Annotated in this window: 17 protein-coding genes; 12 read left to right on the top strand and 5 right to left on the bottom strand. The window is 44.4% G+C overall.

Annotated elements, in window-relative coordinates; translation table 11 throughout:
• The first annotated feature begins 106 nt into the window (after nt 1-106).
• On the top strand, nt 107-1,564 hold the full coding sequence (nhaC, locus tag QOZ98_RS07410) for a Na+/H+ antiporter NhaC (protein WP_308786844.1): 1,458 nt from the start codon (nt 107-109) through the stop codon (nt 1,562-1,564).
• 68 nt (nt 1,565-1,632) lie between these two features.
• Here nhaC and QOZ98_RS07415 read toward each other — a convergent pair whose 3' ends face one another.
• Nucleotides 1,633-2,520, bottom strand: a complete 888-nt coding sequence (locus QOZ98_RS07415) for a GNAT family N-acetyltransferase (protein ID WP_308786845.1) — start codon at nt 2,518-2,520, stop codon at nt 1,633-1,635.
• 133 nt (nt 2,521-2,653) lie between these two features.
• Here QOZ98_RS07415 and QOZ98_RS07420 point away from each other — a divergent pair, with 133 nt between their 5' ends.
• The 8 genes from QOZ98_RS07420 (at nt 2,654) to QOZ98_RS07455 (ending at nt 10,318) form a co-directional block, all read left to right on the top strand.
• Nucleotides 2,654-3,454 (top strand): SDR family NAD(P)-dependent oxidoreductase, encoded by an 801-nt coding sequence (locus tag QOZ98_RS07420; RefSeq protein WP_308786846.1) that lies wholly within the window; start codon nt 2,654-2,656, stop codon nt 3,452-3,454.
• A gap of 133 nt (nt 3,455-3,587) precedes the next feature.
• Complete coding sequence (locus tag QOZ98_RS07425) at nt 3,588-4,145, top strand: MEDS domain-containing protein (RefSeq protein ID WP_308786847.1); 558 nt, start codon at nt 3,588-3,590, stop codon at nt 4,143-4,145.
• A gap of 377 nt (nt 4,146-4,522) precedes the next feature.
• A complete protein-coding gene (locus QOZ98_RS07430; RefSeq protein ID WP_308786848.1) occupies nt 4,523-5,971 on the top strand; it encodes an aldehyde dehydrogenase family protein in 1,449 nt (482 codons plus the stop codon).
• Between the two features lie 27 nt (nt 5,972-5,998).
• Nucleotides 5,999-7,123 (top strand): zinc-dependent alcohol dehydrogenase family protein, encoded by a 1,125-nt coding sequence (locus tag QOZ98_RS07435; protein WP_308786849.1) that lies wholly within the window; start codon nt 5,999-6,001, stop codon nt 7,121-7,123.
• Nucleotides 7,124-7,226: 103 nt separating this feature from the next.
• A complete protein-coding gene (locus tag QOZ98_RS07440) occupies nt 7,227-7,727 on the top strand; it encodes an SRPBCC domain-containing protein (RefSeq protein ID WP_308786850.1) in 501 nt (166 codons plus the stop codon).
• A gap of 18 nt (nt 7,728-7,745) precedes the next feature.
• Nucleotides 7,746-8,189: a VOC family protein gene (locus QOZ98_RS07445; protein WP_308786851.1), complete on the top strand. Its 444-nt coding sequence runs from the start codon at nt 7,746-7,748 to the stop codon at nt 8,187-8,189.
• 132 nt (nt 8,190-8,321) lie between these two features.
• Nucleotides 8,322-9,185 (top strand): PPK2 family polyphosphate kinase, encoded by an 864-nt coding sequence (locus tag QOZ98_RS07450; RefSeq protein WP_308786852.1) that lies wholly within the window; start codon nt 8,322-8,324, stop codon nt 9,183-9,185.
• Between the two features lie 287 nt (nt 9,186-9,472).
• Nucleotides 9,473-10,318: a YitT family protein gene (locus QOZ98_RS07455; protein ID WP_308786853.1), complete on the top strand. Its 846-nt coding sequence runs from the start codon at nt 9,473-9,475 to the stop codon at nt 10,316-10,318.
• A 50-nt stretch (nt 10,319-10,368) separates the two neighbouring features.
• Here QOZ98_RS07455 and QOZ98_RS07460 read toward each other — a convergent pair whose 3' ends face one another.
• The 3 genes from QOZ98_RS07460 to QOZ98_RS07470 all read right to left on the bottom strand — a co-directional run bounded on the left by QOZ98_RS07460 (nt 10,369) and on the right by QOZ98_RS07470 (nt 13,097).
• Complete coding sequence (locus QOZ98_RS07460; RefSeq protein WP_308786854.1) at nt 10,369-11,586, bottom strand: EAL domain-containing protein; 1,218 nt, start codon at nt 11,584-11,586, stop codon at nt 10,369-10,371.
• Between the two features lie 45 nt (nt 11,587-11,631).
• Entirely contained in the window at nt 11,632-12,009 is a 378-nt protein-coding gene (locus tag QOZ98_RS07465) for a YidH family protein (RefSeq protein ID WP_142828289.1), read from the bottom strand.
• A gap of 242 nt (nt 12,010-12,251) precedes the next feature.
• Nucleotides 12,252-13,097, bottom strand: a complete 846-nt coding sequence (locus tag QOZ98_RS07470) for a DUF4097 family beta strand repeat-containing protein (RefSeq protein ID WP_308786855.1) — start codon at nt 13,095-13,097, stop codon at nt 12,252-12,254.
• A 447-nt stretch (nt 13,098-13,544) separates the two neighbouring features.
• On the opposite strand from QOZ98_RS07470, the gene QOZ98_RS07475 reads away from it, so the two are divergent.
• Genes QOZ98_RS07475 through QOZ98_RS07485 form a run of 3 tightly spaced genes read left to right on the top strand, consistent with a single transcriptional unit; the run spans nt 13,545 to nt 17,167 of the window.
• Nucleotides 13,545-15,611, top strand: a complete 2,067-nt coding sequence (locus QOZ98_RS07475) for a BglG family transcription antiterminator (protein ID WP_308786856.1) — start codon at nt 13,545-13,547, stop codon at nt 15,609-15,611.
• On the top strand, nt 15,608-15,874 hold the full coding sequence (locus QOZ98_RS07480; protein WP_308786857.1) for a PTS sugar transporter subunit IIB: 267 nt from the start codon (nt 15,608-15,610) through the stop codon (nt 15,872-15,874). The genes QOZ98_RS07475 and QOZ98_RS07480 overlap by 4 nt, the downstream gene beginning before the upstream one ends.
• A gap of 24 nt (nt 15,875-15,898) precedes the next feature.
• Nucleotides 15,899-17,167, top strand: a complete 1,269-nt coding sequence (locus tag QOZ98_RS07485; RefSeq protein WP_308786858.1) for a PTS ascorbate transporter subunit IIC — start codon at nt 15,899-15,901, stop codon at nt 17,165-17,167.
• A gap of 61 nt (nt 17,168-17,228) precedes the next feature.
• Here QOZ98_RS07485 and QOZ98_RS07490 read toward each other — a convergent pair whose 3' ends face one another.
• Nucleotides 17,229-17,441 carry a helix-hairpin-helix domain-containing protein gene (locus tag QOZ98_RS07490; protein ID WP_308786859.1) on the bottom strand — a complete coding sequence of 71 codons (213 nt, stop codon included), beginning with the start codon at nt 17,439-17,441 and terminating at the stop codon, nt 17,229-17,231.
• Between the last annotated feature and the right edge of the window lie 7 nt (nt 17,442-17,448).

Consider the following 17,448-nt stretch of genomic DNA (forward strand, 5'->3'; position numbering starts at 1 on the left):
GAATAGTTTAAAGATAAAACTTCTCCAGTTCATTTATAAAAATATAGATTAGTTCAAATTTTGCTGTAATATTAGATCATAAACTACAAGTAAGGGGATACATAGGATGAAGACAAATCAGCAAGAGATTGAAACACCATATTTATTGGCGCTTATCCCATTGATCACCATGATTGCGGCAATGGCGGTGACCATTATTGTATTCGAAGGCAGTCCGCATATCCCATTAGTTTTGGGAGCCATAGTTGCTGGGGTTATTGCCTGGCGTCTCGGTTATAAATGGGAGACGATTGAAGAAGGGGCCTATAGAGGAATCCGGCTTGCTCTTCCTGCCATTCTGATTATTATCGTGGTTGGCATGATCATCGCATCGTGGATTGGCGGCGGCATCATTGCCACTATGATTTATTACGGCCTGCAGATTATTACGCCTGCTCTGTTTCTAATGACAATCTGCATCATCTGCGGAATTGTCTCGCTTGCGATCGGCAGTTCCTGGTCGACGATGGGGACAATTGGCGTCGCTGGCATGGGAATTGGCATAAGTATGGGAATCCCGGCCGCAATGGTCGCTGGAGCGGTCATCTCCGGCTCTTATTTTGGTGATAAAATGTCGCCGCTTTCGGATACAACGAACATGGCAGCTGGCATTACCAATACAAATTTATTTGAACACATTCGGCATATGACCTATACTACCGTTCCGGGATTGGTCATTGCCCTGGTCGTATATTTTTTCCTTGGGCGTCAATTTGGCGGTACAGCGATTGATGAAGCGAACATACAAGGAATTATGTCCTCATTAGACAGCAACTTTCTTATCTCACCTTGGCTCCTGTTGGTTCCTGCAGCGATTGTCGTACTGGTGGCATTGAAAGTACCGGCGCTGCCAGCTTTGCTGATTGGTGTGTTTCTTGGTTTTATGTGCCAGATTCTGGTGCAGGGAGGCAATGTGGGTGAGGCAGTCAATGCACTTCATGATGGCTTTGTTATTGCTTCCGGCAATGACATGGTTGATGAGCTGTTTAATCGCGGCGGCATTGCTTCGATGATGTTTACGGTCTCACTGACCATTTTTGCGATGGTTTTTGGCGGAATCTTGGAGCATACAGGAATGCTGAAGGCCATCGTCACACAAATATTGAGAGTGGCAAAGTCTGCCGGCAGCCTCATCGCGGCGACCATCGTTTCCGCTTTTTTCACTAACGCAACGGCATCCGAGCAATACATATCGATCCTTCTGCCAGGCAGAATGTACGCTACAGCTTATCAGGACAAGGGGCTGCATTCGAAAAACCTTTCACGTGCGCTCGAAGATGGCGGAACCTTGACTTCTCCGTTCATTCCATGGAACACATGCGGAGTCTTTATCCTGGCAACGCTGGCGGTCCATCCATTCGCCTACGCTCCATATGCGGTACTCAATTACGCAGTTCCGATTCTTGGAATCATTATGGCGTTTATCGGCTATAAAGTTCAATTTTTAACAGAAGATGAACTGGCACAGCTGAAAGTAAAGCAGCAAAGAATTGATCGCGAAAACGAATTGACCGAAGGCGTTTAAACTTTTCACGTAGCACAATAAAGCGAGCCTCCTCTTTGGAAATCCAAAAGAGGAGGCTCGCTTTTCTTCTATTGAACAGAAGCAGAGCCAAATTGCTTTTTAAAACGTTCAGTGCCATATAACAGCCAAGGAGAAGGCAGTTCGAAGGTATGATGTTCAGGCAGCTTGCTGACCTGTCCAGGGCTCAAGTCCATCCAAAGCAAGGCATTGGTTTTCACTTTTTCGCTTAGTTGCCGCTGTGCCATGGAAACAGTTTCCCATAATCCCGGCTGTTCCATAAGATCATCCCATGGATAAACGGTATGCAGATAATATTCTCGCTTGTAATCCTTTTTGGTAATCAGCAACCGGTTTTTACTGGGATTTTCGAAAAATGACCATTGTGCCAATTTGGCATCAGCAAATAATTCTTCAGAGGCAGGAAAAGTGTAATAGCATTCGTAAGGGAAAACGGCGCCGGGTTTAATGTATAGACGGTCTATCCACGCCCTTTTTTGACGAAGATCGGTTACTTCCTGCCAGACCGATCCGCCTGTTTCAAGTGAATAAGCAGTGGATGAAATGGCGCTGTAGAGTGTGGATACTTCTGTAAGGCCAAGCTTGTCCATGACGCGGCGAGCGGATGCGTTCTCAAGCTGCGTATTGGCTCCAATCCATTGAATGGCAGGAAGCGAAAAGGCTTGTTCCATAATATAGGACATCAATCGAGTGGACAAATTATTTCCTCGGAAGCGCAAATCGCTGCGCATCCGGCCGAGCATGACGTATTGCTTGGCAAAGATCGTATAGCCCCCAACGCTTGCCAGCTGGCCCTCCTGAAATAATCCGTACATCCGGCTGGAGCCGCTGGATATCCGGTTGTATACCCGGAGAATATAATCGTCTTCTATGCCTGTTTCCATTGCTTCCAATAGATGCAAATCATCTGAATTTAATTGCCGAATTGATGTTTCCATACTCGCCACTCCTCGTTCATGTTGAAATCACTACTGATATTATATACAGGATAAGCCTGGTTTTGCATGTATGCAGGTTTAAGTCGCAGGAGCATGCGGGAAAAGGGAAGCATATTCAAAAGGAGGCTGTCGGATGACTATCTTTTCGAGTGAGGCATTGGCACATAAACACATACTGATTACGGGAGCAACGGGCGGCATTGGCACCGAGGCGGCTCTGACGTTGGCAGCTATGGGGGCAAGCATCACCATTACTGGGCGAAACAAAGAAAAGCTGGAGCAGCTGAAAGCAGAGTTGCTCCGCAAGATGCCAGTCGACAGACTTTGTGTACAGCAGGCGGATTTGACAGACCCGGCAGATCGTATGCGGCTTATTGAACAGGCTGAAAGGAAGTTGGGTTTTATCAACGGATTGGTAAATTCAGCAGGTGTTTCAGGAGGCAAGCGTGTCGAGGAAATAGATGAAGCCTTTCTGGCAGAGATGATGAACTTGAACTTTGTATCGACTTTCCTGCTGACGCAGGAAGTGTACAGCAAGATGCTGGAGAAGAAAGAAGGGAATATTGTCAATCTGGCATCTTTGTCAGGTTTGCGTGGAACATACGGCAATACGGCATATTCCGCAAGCAAATTTGCAGTAGTCGGCTGGACTCAATCGATGGCAGTGGAAGCGATCGGACACGGCATCCGGGTCAATGCGGTATGCCCGGGCTATGTGGATACGGAGATGGCACGAAACAGCCTGCGCAAAAAAGCCGAGAGAAACGGCACGAGTTTTGAAGAAGAGCTGGATAATGCGAAAAAGGAGATTCCTTCAGGGAGATTATCCACGGCTCTAGAAGTAGCGAATGCCATCGCTTTCCTAATGACCGATGCTGCCGGAAACATTGTAGGCGAGTCGCTGAAGATTTCCGGAGGAAGCGTTATGAGGTAAAGCTGCCGGGATTCTCGTGAATGGTGAAGAATGTTGACATTATCTTTTATGGCTCTACTTGTGTATAGTGAACAAGATGAAAAAAGATAGTCTGTACAACCGTCTATCAGCTGGCTAAAAGGAGATCAAGAATTTGAGAAAAGAAATTAAAGACATTCAAGATACCTTACAAACATCTGAAGGCGCCCATGTTTTTTATTATGTCAATGAGTTGGAATGTTATATTTACAATGCCGTTTCGTATATTGTTGCCGGCATCGAGCGCGGAGACCAGGTTTTGTTCATTGAAAGCGAACGGATTTATCCGATGATCCTGAAACGTGTAGAAGAGCTGGTGTCTGACGAACAGCTGAAGAATATTCATCACGTTAATAACTTTAAGTTTTATTGGGAGACCGGAAATTTTCATCCACCGACTGTACTCGATTACTTCTCACATTTAATAAGCCCGTTTATGGAAAATGAACTTAGTTTCCGTACATGGGTACATGTCGAATGGCGGGAAGAGGACGAAATTACGAAGGATATTGAGGAATATGAAATTGCGGTTGATAAGCTTATACCTCGAATTAAAGCAATTTCGATATGTGCGTATGATGCTCCGCGGGTTTCGGACGAGCTCAAAGAAGCGCTTATGAACTGCCATGGCTTCTTGATGACCGATGAGGATATCATGCCTATTCAGAGGTAAGTTGTTGAATGAGGTACGATAAAAGTTGAACTGCAGAAACCAGCTTTTACCCATCACTTCGCCCAGCCCGAGTGGATTTGGAGAAAGTAGAACCAATTTGCGGAACCTTAGCAGGCGAAAATCGTTGGTCAATTCAAATAATATTATCGAAAAACCTCTTTACGGATATTCCGTGGAGAGGTTTTTGGTGAATTAATAAATTTTATTTAACGTCAATAACCGGTATTAAAATCAATATTCTTAAAAGAATTTTATATTGACAGAATATTGACAATTCTTGATAAAAGCATACTATATTAAGTAGTGAGTCCACATAAGAAAACAATGCTCTTTAAGCTGAACAGGTTCTTACGAATTGAAAAGGAGGAGAATCCGAAATGATCGAAATCGGAAAGTACCATTTCGGTTCCATTATCGATGGCAAGGAGTTGCCTAAAGATGGACGCGACGAAATTAGTGTGTTTAATCCCTACAACAATGAAGTTATCGGAAAGATTTCTTGCGCCACACCGGAAGATGCAGCTGCAGCGGTGGTCAGTGCGCATCGCGTTTATGTGAAGACCATGAGAAAGATGCCGGCGCATAAACGTTCTGAAATTCTTCGGAAAACGGCTGATTTGCTGGAAATCGAGGGCGATGATTTTGCGCATCTATTGTCTTTGGAGGCAGGAAAACCCATCAAGGAAAGCCGGGTAGAAGTGGCGCGTGCTGTTCAGGTGCTGCGGTTTGCTTCGGAAGGGGCCAAATCCATTTATGGGGAAATGATTCCTCTGGACAGTGCGATTGGCGGAGAAAATCAAATCGGCATGTCGAAACGTGTTTCTCTTGGCGTGGTTGCAGCCATTACGCCTTTTAATTTCCCATTGAATCTGGTGCTTCATAAAGTTGCCCCGGCGATTGCGGCCGGCAATACGGTGGTCTTGAAACCAGCCGAGAAAACGCCTCTTTCTCCTGTTCTTCTGTACCGGCTGTTTGAAAAGGCCGGACTGCCAAAAGGCGTCATCAATATTGTCATGGGGCCGGGACAGGAACTGGCGGAAACATTAGTAACTCATCCGAAAGTGAAACGGGTGACGTTCACTGGCAGCAGCGCTGTCGGATGGAAAATACAAGAAATGGCCAAACGGAAAAAAGTTACATTGGAACTGGGATCAAATGCTCCAAATATTATTTTTGAAGATGCGGATTTGGACGTTGCTGTCGATGCTATCTTAATCGGCGGTTTTACGTATGCCGGGCAGGCATGCGTATCTGCACAACGGATTTATGTGCAGGAAGCCGTCTATTCTGCGTTTCTGGAAAAACTGACAAAAAAAGTGAAAGCGCTTCAAACGGGAGACCCACTGGATGAAACAACTGATATGGGACCGATGATCACCCAGGAAGCAGCTGAACGGGCAGAATCGTGGGTTAAAGAAGCGCTTAGGGAAGGCGCGACATTATCGGCCGGCGGAAATCGCAAAGGCACCATGATGGAGCCGACCATAGTCAGTGACGTAACACCTGACATGAAGGTGATATGTGCGGAGGTTTTTGCACCTATTGTCAGCGTCATGTCCTTTGGTACAGAAGAAGAAGCAGTGAAGCATGCCAATGAGTCAGATTTCGGTTTGCAGGCAGGTGTCTTTACTGCCGATATCAACCGGGCTATGCGGATGGCAGATGCGCTGGAAACGGGAGGCGTCTGGATCAATGAAGTTTCAGTTCGCCGCTACGATCATATTCCTTATGGCGGAGTGAAAAACAGCGGCATCGGAAAAGAAGGGGTCACCTATGCAATTGAAGAAATGACCGATGTGAAATTTATCGGCATTAAACTATATTGAAAATTTGATTGAGGAGATGGTGGAAGTATGCAGGTGAGATCAGCGGTATTACGGGAAATTGGAGCAACAACTCCTTACGAAGAAAGCCAGCCGATTCACATCGAGACATTGGAGCTGGATTCGCCGGAAAAAGGTGAAGTGTTAATCCAAATAAAAGCAGCGAGCTTATGCCATTCTGATTTATCAGTGATGAATGGCAGCCGGCCGCGGCCGTTGCCTATGGCTCTTGGCCACGAGGCAGCGGGTGTAATTATTGAGGTCGGAGAAGGCGTAACCGATTTGGAGCCTGGCGATCATATCGCCTGCGTATTTGTTCCGAGCTGTGGCCAATGCGGTCCGTGCCGCGAAGGGCGTCCAGCTTTATGTGAACCGGGGGCTGCTTCCAATACGGCGGGCACCTTATTGGGTGGGGGAAACCGTCTCCATACAGAAACGGAAATCGTCAACCATCATGTAGGCGTATCGGCTTTTTCGGAATATGCCGTCGTATCGAGAAATTCAGTCGTTAAAGTGAATAAAGATATTCCTTTCGAAAAAGCGGCCCTCTTTGGTTGCGCTGTCATTACAGGTGTCGGAGCAGTAGTCAATACAGCAGGCATTAAACTTGGAAGCACAGTTGCAGTTGTGGGTCTTGGCGGGGTTGGGCTAAGTGCTTTACTTGGCGCAATTGCTGCAGGCGCGAGCCGTATTGTTGCTGTCGATATCAATGAAAATAAATTGAAACAAGCAAAAGAGCTGGGAGCCACGGATGTGTTTAACTCTAAAGACCCGGATGTCGTCGAACAGATTCGAAAAGCGACAGGCGGCGGATTGGATTATGCTTTCGAAACCGCTGGCGTTGTTCCGGCGATGGAAGTTGCCTACGCTGTTACTAAACGTGGAGGGACTACGGTTACGACGGGATTGCCTCATCCGGAACATCAGTTTTCCTTCCCATATTTGTCGTTAACTGCTGAAGAACGGACAATTAAAGGATCATACTTGGGCAGCTGTGTGCCAAGCCGTGACATTCCGCGTTACATGAATCTGTTTCAGGAAGATCGCTTGCCTGTTGATAAACTGATCACCGATTTCATCACATTGGAGGAAGTCAATAAAGGCTTCGACATTTTGGCAAAAGGCGATTCTTCACGGATCATTATAAAATTTTAAAAGGAAGCTCAAAATAATTCGAGAATACAGGAGGAGGGATATCAGGTTTTAAAACAACCGCTGCAAAGCCGTTGGGATCAACCAAAAACAAGGAGGATTTGCGATGTCTGCAAATAAAGTTTCTTCGAAAGTGGATGGCTTGGAACTGATTATGGAAAGGTCTTTTGATGCACCAAGAGATCTGGTATTTTCAATGTTTGTGGAGCGGGAGCATGTTGCGCGCTGGTGGGGCCCAACCGGATGGGATACGACTGTTTACAAAATGGAAGTCAAACCCGGCGGCATCTGGCATTATTGCATGCGTTCGCCTGAAGGACAGGAAGCATGGGGGAAGTCGACTTACCGGGAAATTGATCCGCCAAATCGCCTTGTTTATGTGGACGCCTTTTCCGATGAACAGGAAAATGAAGTCGCCGATATGCCAGTCATGCTGATTACGACGGATTTTGTTGATGATGAGGCTTCCTGCAAGGTGATTTCTACCACGAAGTTCGATTCACAGGAAGAACTGCAGAAAGTAATTGATATGCAGGCGGTAGAAGGAATGACCGAAACCTATGACCGCCTGGAGAAGTATTTGACGGAGGTTCAGCAATCAAAATAAAAACCGGAGAGAAGGGCAATGATGATTACAAAGCTATTTCCTTATTTGAATTTTGACGGCAGCGGACATGAAGCGGCACATTTTTATACGGATGTGCTGGGTGGTGAACTGGTTGGCATCATGACCTATGGTGAAGCGCAGGGAGCGGATATGGAAAACATGTCCGAGGAAGTGAAGAATATGGTGATGAATGCGCAGATCGACATGAAAAATGGCGATACGCTGATGATTTCTGATGTGCCTCCAGGAATGGGAATGCCAGCTTTTCAAAAAGGCAATAATATGTCAGTCACGGTACTCTTTGATGACATTGAGGAAGCACGTACCGTTTTTGGCAAATTGCTTGAAGGCGGTACGGTCAGCATGGAGTTGCAGAAAACTTTCTGGAGCCCGCTATACGGCAGCCTGGTCGACAAATTTGGAATCGAATGGCAAGTTTCAGTCGAAGATGAAACCGAATAAGCTATTGGAAAACCGTGATCCCCAAATGAGGATCACGGTTTTCCAATAGGCCGTTAGATTTTTCCTGATAGAGGGTATAGTAGGAGGTAAGCCAATCAACTCACCGTATGAAAAGCAAAAAGGAGGATGATTATGAATATCGATAAATATTTAGTCAATAAAGATGAAAAAATAAAACTCGCCGATTATCCAACAACTGATGGAGATAAATTCAGTGAACAAGAGCTTAAAGAAAAGCTGATTCCAGAAAGTGTCAAGAAACTGAAAGAACTTCACATGAAGCTTCATGCCCAGGAAGAAAAAGGGATTGTTGTGGTGCTTCAAGCAATGGATGCCGCAGGGAAAGATGAAGCCATTACATATATCTTTTCGAATTTGACAGCACAGGGAATAAAGACAACTTCGTTTAAAAAACCGTCCGAAAATGAACTTGCCCACGACTACTTGTGGCGATTCCGGGAAGCGATGCCAGCAAGAGGGCAGATCGGGATATTGAACCGCTCTTATTACGAAGAAGTAATTGCGCCGAGAGTCCATGATTTGCTTGAGGAGACACCTCTGCCAGACGAGCTGATCGACGAGAATATCTGGAATTTGCGCTACCGCCAAATCAATGATTTTGAGCGTTATATGGTGGAAAATGGCTTTCCAGTTGTTAAGTTCTTTTTCAACATGTCTTATGAAGAACAAAGAGAACGCTTACTTGAGCGTATGAAAAACCCGGATAAAAACTGGGAGTTTTCATTTAGCGATGTAAAAGAACGCGAGCATTGGGACGGATATCAGGAAATTTTCGAAGATATGTTGAGCAAAACGTCAACAGAGTACGCGCCCTGGTATGCACTTCCAGCTGACGATGAATGGTTCACACGCTATATTGTTTCGGAAGTGATGGTTAAGGCACTGGAGCAGATTGATCCGCAATACCCGGAAATTACAGGGGAAGAAAAAGAAGAGTTGGAAAAAGCCATTCGCAAATTGGAAAAAGAAGAATAGAGATAAAGGGATTCGGGATAGCATTATTCCGGCTCCCTTTTTTAGTGAGCGAAAAGACGGCGAATAAAAGAAGAAAGGCTTGCTTTTTAGTCCTTGAATCCCCTATAATATGAGCTATTGGTTCACTATAAAAAGAACAATTTATTCGTTTTTTCGTAGTTTTTATTGAAAAGTAAAAGATTACATGATAATAAATGCTCTTAAGGTGACGTGCAGATGCACGGCCTTTTTTTGTGTGCTGAACAAAATAGATTATGTAAGGGAAGCCTTAAGATTGGAGTTTTGTTATGAATAAATGGTCAAGATTATTGCTGGTTTTTGTTTCTTCAATTGTTCTTGGGTTTGCGTTTAATATGTTTTTATTGCCCCATGAGGTACTGGCGGGCGGAGTAACCGGCATTGCAATGATGCTGGGATTGGTAACACCTTTGAATGCGGGGCTTTGGATGATCCTTTTGAACATTCCGATTCTTGTTCTCGGCTGGATGAAGCTGGGCAAGACCTTCATTGCCAATAGCCTGTTTTCTGTTGTGGTTACATCAATTTCAATGTTGTATATTCCGGTTGTGAAATTGACAGAAGATGCACTATTGTCTTCGGTTTTTGGCGGGGTGATTTCAGGAGCCGCCATCGGAATTATTATTCGCTATTACAGTTCGACTGGCGGATTTGACGTCATTGGCCTGTTGCTTTCCATGAAACGGGATATTCCCCTGGGAGCGCTCGTTTTTGTGCTCAACAGCGCAGTCGTTTTCGTTTCAGGTTTTATCTTTTCGTGGGAACTGGCGATGTACACGATGGCTTCCATCTACATCAGTGGTCTGGTGATTGACCGAGTCCATACGCGCCATATTAAACTGAGCTTGATGGTGGTGACCAATCAAGGCGATGCTGTTAAAAAAGAATTGCTTGATAATCTTTACCGCGGCATTACGGTAGTCGATGGCGAAGGGGCTTATTCAGCAGCTAAAGTGAAAGTTCTTTATAGCGTCATTAGCCGCCACGAGCTGGCATTTGTTCGGCCGTTGATTAAAAATATCGATCCAAAGGCATTCGTCAGCATCAGCGAAACGATGGAAGTCATGGGGAATTTCAGAAAAGACGATAACTTTATGAAAAATCCAATACTGTGAAAAAAACTCTCCATTTTTGGAGAGTTTTTTTTAGGCTGCTCATTTATCGACTACTGAAACAGCAGGTAATCCTTTTCAGAAATAAACTCGTTGCTGAGGTCGATAAACAAATAACAGTCTTCGGACAAAGGATAGCTGAATGTGCGAATCATCTCGCCTGTTTCAATATCTGAATAGATGTCTGATAAAATCCCTTTATGCCGAGTCTTCATCTGCATTGTATTTTCAAGGAAGTATGGCCGAAAAGCCCAATGTGAGCCAATTTGATCCGGTTCTAAAGCCCAGTTGCTGCCGTGTTTCCTAAAGTTGGACGACACTTGCCGGCCATCACTGTTGCAAATGTACAGGCGGAAACTTTCGTCTTTAAAAGGATCAGCCACAGCTTCGATAAAATGGTCTGCAGTCTGGGGACCGTTCCATTTGGGCAGGAGCTTTTTTACTTTTTCTTCCTGGGTATGGGTAAAAGCGTAGCGGCTTTCCACCATCAATTTTTCTTGCTGGACAAACGCATCAATCTTTTCTCCCACATCGATCGGGATAGAGCCATTTACTGGAAGTTCAAAATTCGGTTTTGCCAAGTAAAAGCCCTGGTAATAATGTCCGCCATGTTTCCAGGCAAAATATAGTTGGTAATTGTCTTCGATGTTTTCATAGGAAAGTTTAGCGCCAATACGCCGCGCCAGCACAGAAAGGGTTTGGATAACATCCTGGAATACTTCCGGATTGGAATTCCGTACAAAAGTGGTATCAATTTTTAAAATATGGGGACGGAGCTGGCGAATCCGGTCGATATTGGAGCTTTTTGCTCCTACGTGATCGACAGCAATCTGAATGCCATACGTCTTATAGTAGATCAAAAGATGTTCCAGCACTTCAAAGTCTTCATCAAAATCATGTTCGGTAATTTCCAAAACAATCCGATTCATGGAGAAGCCTTTTTCTGCGTATACTTTTAAAGATTCCAGAAAATCTTCTCCGCTGTTGATCAGCAATTGCTTGGCATTTCGATTGATGAACAGCAGTCCGTCATTCCCGGAATCGAGCATTTGGCTGATAGCCAGTTTCAGTAAATGCTGATCGACTTCAACTTTGTACTCATCGGGCACATCACTGTTATGAAAAAAGTCGCCAAGGCTGATCCAAGTGCCTTCAAACTGGAATCTCCCGAGAACTTCATAACCGATAACATTGTGCTTGACCGCGCTAATGATCGGCTGGAAAGCAGGCTTGACCTTATGTAAGTTTTCAAGAATATCTAATGGATCCATAGCGTGTGCTCCTTTGCTGCTAAACTTTGATAAGCCGTGTACAGCTTACATAATCATAAAGAAGTAAATGATGACCATAATAATCATGACGGCAAGCATCGAAGATATCAGCGTGATGTGCATATTCGATGGCGTGAATGTTTCATTGATGATTTGCTGGCGCTTGGTTTTGTAGTTTTGGGTTGCTGAAAAAATAACAGCGAGGCCAAAAATACAGGCAAAAATGCCGAGTGCAACCGTGAAGACATCAACGAAAGGATTGCGTGTGACACCCATTGTAAAATGCAGGCTGGTTGCTAAAAAACCGACCCCGACAATCGAAATGACGGTGCGGATCCAAGCCAGGTAAGTGCGCTCATTGGCGAGATGCTGCTGTGTATAGATCAGTTGATTTTTTTCTTTGCGATAAGTCTGCCGTGACATTTCTATTCTCTCCTCCCAGCAATTAGTGGTTCTGGAATTTTCACAATCTGGAATCGAGAAAAACCTTAGGGTATTCCCAGTATAAATGATTCAGGAATAAAAAGGAATTTAGGGAAATTGGACAGGCAACTTGTTGAAATGAAAGGCGGCCAAAATCTAAAGTTTTAAACAAAGGTTTCTGAAAGATCAAAAGACACAGCTCTCAGGCATGAGCATGTGTCTTTTGCCTATTAAAAGCTGCATCATTCCACAAGGATATTGCCGTTTTCTGAACTTGCTTTGATCAAAGGGAATTCATCCTCCAATTTGATCATTTCAGAACTATCGCCAAAAATATCGATCTGGCCATTTATTGCGGTGGATTCGAAACTGCCTTGAGCCGGCTTGTTTTCGGTTTGAATGGTAATGTCCCCATTGCTTGTTTTAAATTCTATGGGATAAACCAAGTCGCTTGTCAGCAGGTCGATGCTACCGTTTGAAGTATCGGCTGTCAGTTTTACATAGGCATTTATATTTTTTAGATGAATGTTCCCATTTGAGGATACAGCATCGACGCCTTGGGCTTCTACACCATTCAAGCTGACTTGGCCATTTGCTGTCTCGACAGAAGCGAACTTCGCATAAACATTCTCCAGCCCAATCTCGCCGTTTGCAGTATACGCCGACAAGTCGTAGGCTTCGACAGTAGAGAAGTCTAGATCCCCATTATCAGAATGAACTTTAAGATTTCTGGAATTGCTTTTTGGAACGTGGATGGTCAAGACGGCTGGGTCCAGTGAACTGAAATTGAAAAAACTTGAACTGCTGATGACTTCAATTGTGAGCTGTGTGTCTTGGAGTGTAGTCAAAAGCTGATGTTTCCCATTGTTTCCGTCCAGTTCGACTTTAGTTTTTTCGTTTTGGGAAGACAGCAATGTCACATCCGCATGTTCTGCAGAAACGTGGATGTCCCGAATTTCTTCTTCAAAAAGAGCCTCTTCCAAACTGCCGCTGACAGCAGGAAAGATAGTGAACAAAAAGGTGATAGCTCCAATGGCTAAGAGTGAAAATAGAACAAACAACAGAATGCTCCTTCCAGATTTCCTCATTAGCTTTCGCTCCCATATTTGGATTTGATGGCTGATTATGTATGGATTTTTTTCGTTCAGTATAATCCGATGTTGTAATAAAATCAATAAATTATTAGCGTTATCAATAAAATATAATTCTTCAAATTACCTAAATATATGTCAGACTAATAAACTTTCATTGTCGACAACTTGCATGTGAGCAACCAGCAAGCTATTGAAAAAACATGAACGTTTATTTTAGAAAGTATTTCTATCGGCTACGGCGCTTTGTCCGCTCTGGGCGGGAGTCGTGCCCAGAGCGGACAAAGCGGTTTATATAATGATGGTTCTTAAATTCAACTTATATAGCCTATCTTTTAAAACTACAGTACAGTGTTGTGCAGGGGTAAGAACAATATTGGGACTGAGAAAAGATGTATTTCAGCAAATACATAGACTATTGTAAAGGTAAGGGAGGATCAAAGGATGTTTTTAGACGAAAGAAGTGCCAGTTTACTAAAGCTCCTGCAGCATTCATCGATTCCCTCAATGAGTGAGATTGAAGATCAAACAGGGCTGACACGCAGACAGATTCAATACAGTTTGGGTAAGGTCAATGATTGGCTTGAATTTAATAGTTATGATCCAGTGCAGTATAAGCGCGAACTCGGCTATTTTCTATCCGATAAGATTGCAGAAGATGAAATAAGCGTCAAGCTGACAAAACGGAGTTATGTTTTTTCAGAGAAGGATAGAGAACAAGTAATTTACTTAATGATTCTTTTGAGTCAGGAACCACTGTCAGTATTTCATTTTCAGTCGGCGACGGGCGTTTCAAGAAATACGGTATTAAATGACCTCCAGCGTTTGAAAGAAACGGCTAAAGAAATCGGGTTAACCATTCATTATTCTAAACAAGCAGGTTACATCATAACGGGCAACAGCCGGATAAAACGTTTTGTTATCGAGCAGCTGCTTTATGAAGTGTTGAATAGTTCGAACAGCCAAATGATTACACAGTGTATTTGGAGCGGATTTGAAGAACGCATAGCAGCGGTTCATGAGAAGCTGGAAAACATTGAAAAGCAATTGGATATCACCTTTACGGATGAACGCCTCCATGAACTCGCATATCTTTTCTTTTCTACCGATCAATTGATCGGCAAAGGAGAAGAGTTGGATCAAGATCCGAGCTGGCTCCCATTTACGGAAACAAAAGAATATCTGCTGATTGACGAAATGATTGATACTACCGCATTTCAATCCCAATGGAGCCTGACAGAAAAACTGTATGCAACTTTGCATCTGGTCAGCATGAACCGGACAAAAGATCGGTCGCCTTTGAGAGATGACCGGGTTTTTCATGAACTTTTGCAGCAAGTCACAGAAGAATTTGAGCGGCTGACATTTGTCCATCTTCAGGATAAAGAACAGCTTTGCGAACAACTCTATCTCCATTTCAAACCAGCTTTTTACCGCATTAAATACGGATTTCCTCATGTTAATCCCATGATGGAGCGAGTTTCCAAAATTTATCCGGAACTTCAGCATTTGACGCGGAAATCCTTGAGGATTCTGGAAAAAGAACTGGGCTTTCAACTGCCGGAAGATGAAGTAGCCTACTTCACCATCTATTTTGGGGGCTGGCTTCAAAGGCAAGGAACTCGTTTGGATGACCGAAAAAAAGCGATTGTCGTTTGCCCTCATGGCATTGGCGTCAGCAATATCCTCAACTATACGCTGCGGGAATTATTTCCGACCATCCTGTTTTTGGATGTGCTTTCTGTCCGGGACACAGCAGAGTATCCACTGGACTATGATCTGGTATTTTCATCGGTCTTTATGAGAACAGAGGCTACCTTGTTTGTAGTCCCGCCAATTCTGGAGGAGCGGGACAAGCAGAAATTGAATAGGCAAGTAATGCAGGAGCTATACGGCTACACGGTTCCAGACTCTGATGTTGCCGGATTGATGAAATTGATTTCCAAATACGCAACGATTCATGACCCAATTCAGCTGGAAAAGGAACTGCAGGCTACTTTGTATACGCAAGCAGCAGGAACAAATACACATGCAGTAAAGGAGGCAGAAAAACCTGTGTTAGGAGAATTACTGACTACGCAAACACTTCAATTAAAACAACATGCTGCCACTTGGCAGGAAGCGATTCAACTGGCTGCCAGTCCGCTTGTGGAGTTAGGGACAGTTGAAGAACGATATGTAACGGCAATGGTCGAATCTATTGAGAAGAACGGACCTTATGTGGTCATCACTCCGCTGGTCGCAATCCCACATGCACGCCCCGAAGAAGGGGTGCGTTCATTATCAATGAGCTTATTGAAGCTCGAGCAAGCGGTGGATTTTGCGCCGGATAAACCAGTCCAATTGATAATCGTACTGGCAGCAGCTGACAGCGACTCGCACCTGCGGGCTTTGATTCAGCTGACAAATTTACTGAACGAGCCAGCAAATATCCAAAGGATGCTGGAAGCAACAGACAAAGAACAACTTTTGGAAATCATCCATAACTATTCTAAGGAGGAAACAGAATGAAAATCATGGTAGTGTGCGGAAACGGATTAGGAAGCAGTTTTATTATGGAATTGAATGTGAAGAAGGCACTAAAAGAGTTGGGCAAAACAGCGGAAGTGGATCATACGGATCTGACTTCAGCCAAATCGGTGCAAGCGGATATCTTTATCGGAGCTGCAGATATCATGAGCCAAATGGAGGACGGAAAAAGAACCATCGTCAATTTAGAGAACATGATGAGCATTCCGGAAATCAAATCAAAACTGGAGCCTCATTTAGCATAAGTCTAACGGGAAGGGGGAACTACTGTGTTACAACTGATCATGAACGATATTTTAGGAACACCAGCTATTCTTATCGGTTTGTTTGCGCTTGTGGGATTGCTGCTGCAGCGCAAAAGCAGTGCTGACGTAGTATCGGGAACGTTAAAAACAGTGATGGGCTTTTTAATTATTGGAGCCGGAGCTACAGTGTTGATTGGCTCGCTGGATATTTTCGGGAAAATGTTCGACCATGCGTTCAACGTGCAGGGCGTTATTCCGAACAATGAAGCGATTGTCGCAGCTGCCCAAAGCGAGTTTGGGACGTCTACTGCTTTGATCATGGTATTCGGGATGATCACCAATATTTTATTGGCACGCATCACCCCGTTCAAATACATATTCCTTACTGGACACCATACTTTGTTCATGGCATGCCTATTGGCCGTAACTTTGTCGGTCGGGGGACTGGAAGGCGCTCCATTGATCATTGTAGGATCGATTATTCTAGGTTTGTGCATGGTGCTGTTTCCAGCCCTGCTGCAGCCGTATGTGCGCCAAATCACAGGCAGCGATGATTTTGCTGTAGGCCATTTCGGTTCGATCGGCTATTTTGTTTCCGCTAATGTCGGAAAATGGTTCGGCAATAAAGAAAAAACGACTGAAGAGATAAAAGTTCCTAAATCACTGGGCTTTCTAAGAGATACTTCTGTCGCGGTATCATTGACAATGACCTTATTTTTCTTAGTGGTCGCTTTGTTTGCCGGACAAGAGTTTGTTGAAACAACCTTATCAAACGGTTCGAACTTCTTGGTCTTTTCATTCATACAAGCGATTACATTTGCGGCAGGCGTCTATATTATCCTGGCGGGTGTAAGAATGTTGATTGCTGAAATTGTACCTGCTTTCCAGGGGATTGCCGATAAATTGGTGCCGAACACGAAACCGGCACTTGATGTCCCAATCGTTTTCCCGTTTGCGCCAAATGCCGTAATCATCGGTTTCCTGTTCAGCTTTTTTGCGGGATTGCTGGCGATGTTCCTTCTTCCGGTTCTCGGATTAAGTGTAATTGTTCCCGGATTGGTTCCGCATTTCTTTACAGGAGCCGCTGCAGGTGTCTTCGGCAACGTAACAGGTGGAAGGCGCGGTGCCATGATGGGCGCGTTTGCCAACGGACTGATCATCAGTTTTATCCCTGCCATCTTATTGGTCTTGATGGGCGATATCGGATTCTCTGGAACAACATTCGGTGACTCGGATTTTGGAGTTGTCGGCATTCTGATTTTGAGCATCATGAAGTTTTTAGGATTTGCATAAGCAGCAGCATATAGACAAAAGCCATTCCAAAATCAGATGATTTTGGAATGGCTTTTTGCATTCAGGATTTGAAACGCAACTCCTGCTCATCGAGTGCTTGCCGCAGAATACCCAAAGCTTTGGGACCAAAGCCATGCAGTTCGAGCAACTCCTGTTCAGTTGCAGAGGCCAGATCCTGAAGCCGCTGATAGCCAGCAGCCAAAAGTGCACGTTGTGCCGGTTTGCCGATGCTCTTGGGAAACTCATGATTTTCTTTCGAAAGCTTATTCTCCATTTTGATC

Origin of the sequence: Planomicrobium stackebrandtii (assembly GCF_030814955.1) — a bacterium.
Lineage (GTDB): Bacteria > Bacillota > Bacilli > Bacillales_A > Planococcaceae > Planococcus > Planococcus stackebrandtii.

Bases quoted from the DNA above. Each gene is read 5' to 3' on its own strand.
- QOZ98_RS07480 (WP_308786857.1), top strand. From the start codon at position 15,608: ATGAAAATCATGGTAGTGTGCGGAAACGGATTAGGAAGCAGTTTTATT.
- QOZ98_RS07420 (WP_308786846.1), top strand. From the start codon at position 2,654: ATGACTATCTTTTCGAGTGAGGCATTGGCACATAAACACATACTGATT.
- QOZ98_RS07455 (WP_308786853.1), top strand. From the start codon at position 9,473: ATGAATAAATGGTCAAGATTATTGCTGGTTTTTGTTTCTTCAATTGTT.
- QOZ98_RS07460 (WP_308786854.1), bottom strand. From the start codon at position 11,586: ATGGATCCATTAGATATTCTTGAAAACTTACATAAGGTCAAGCCTGCT.
- QOZ98_RS07475 (WP_308786856.1), top strand. From the start codon at position 13,545: ATGTTTTTAGACGAAAGAAGTGCCAGTTTACTAAAGCTCCTGCAGCAT.
- QOZ98_RS07445 (WP_308786851.1), top strand. From the start codon at position 7,746: ATGATGATTACAAAGCTATTTCCTTATTTGAATTTTGACGGCAGCGGA.
- QOZ98_RS07430 (WP_308786848.1), top strand. From the start codon at position 4,523: ATGATCGAAATCGGAAAGTACCATTTCGGTTCCATTATCGATGGCAAG.
- QOZ98_RS07415 (WP_308786845.1), bottom strand. From the start codon at position 2,520: ATGGAAACATCAATTCGGCAATTAAATTCAGATGATTTGCATCTATTG.
- QOZ98_RS07435 (WP_308786849.1), top strand. From the start codon at position 5,999: ATGCAGGTGAGATCAGCGGTATTACGGGAAATTGGAGCAACAACTCCT.
- QOZ98_RS07465 (WP_142828289.1), bottom strand. From the start codon at position 12,009: ATGTCACGGCAGACTTATCGCAAAGAAAAAAATCAACTGATCTATACA.
- QOZ98_RS07490 (WP_308786859.1), bottom strand. From the start codon at position 17,441: ATGGAGAATAAGCTTTCGAAAGAAAATCATGAGTTTCCCAAGAGCATC.
- QOZ98_RS07440 (WP_308786850.1), top strand. From the start codon at position 7,227: ATGTCTGCAAATAAAGTTTCTTCGAAAGTGGATGGCTTGGAACTGATT.
- nhaC (WP_308786844.1), top strand. From the start codon at position 107: ATGAAGACAAATCAGCAAGAGATTGAAACACCATATTTATTGGCGCTT.
- QOZ98_RS07450 (WP_308786852.1), top strand. From the start codon at position 8,322: ATGAATATCGATAAATATTTAGTCAATAAAGATGAAAAAATAAAACTC.
- QOZ98_RS07470 (WP_308786855.1), bottom strand. From the start codon at position 13,097: ATGAGGAAATCTGGAAGGAGCATTCTGTTGTTTGTTCTATTTTCACTC.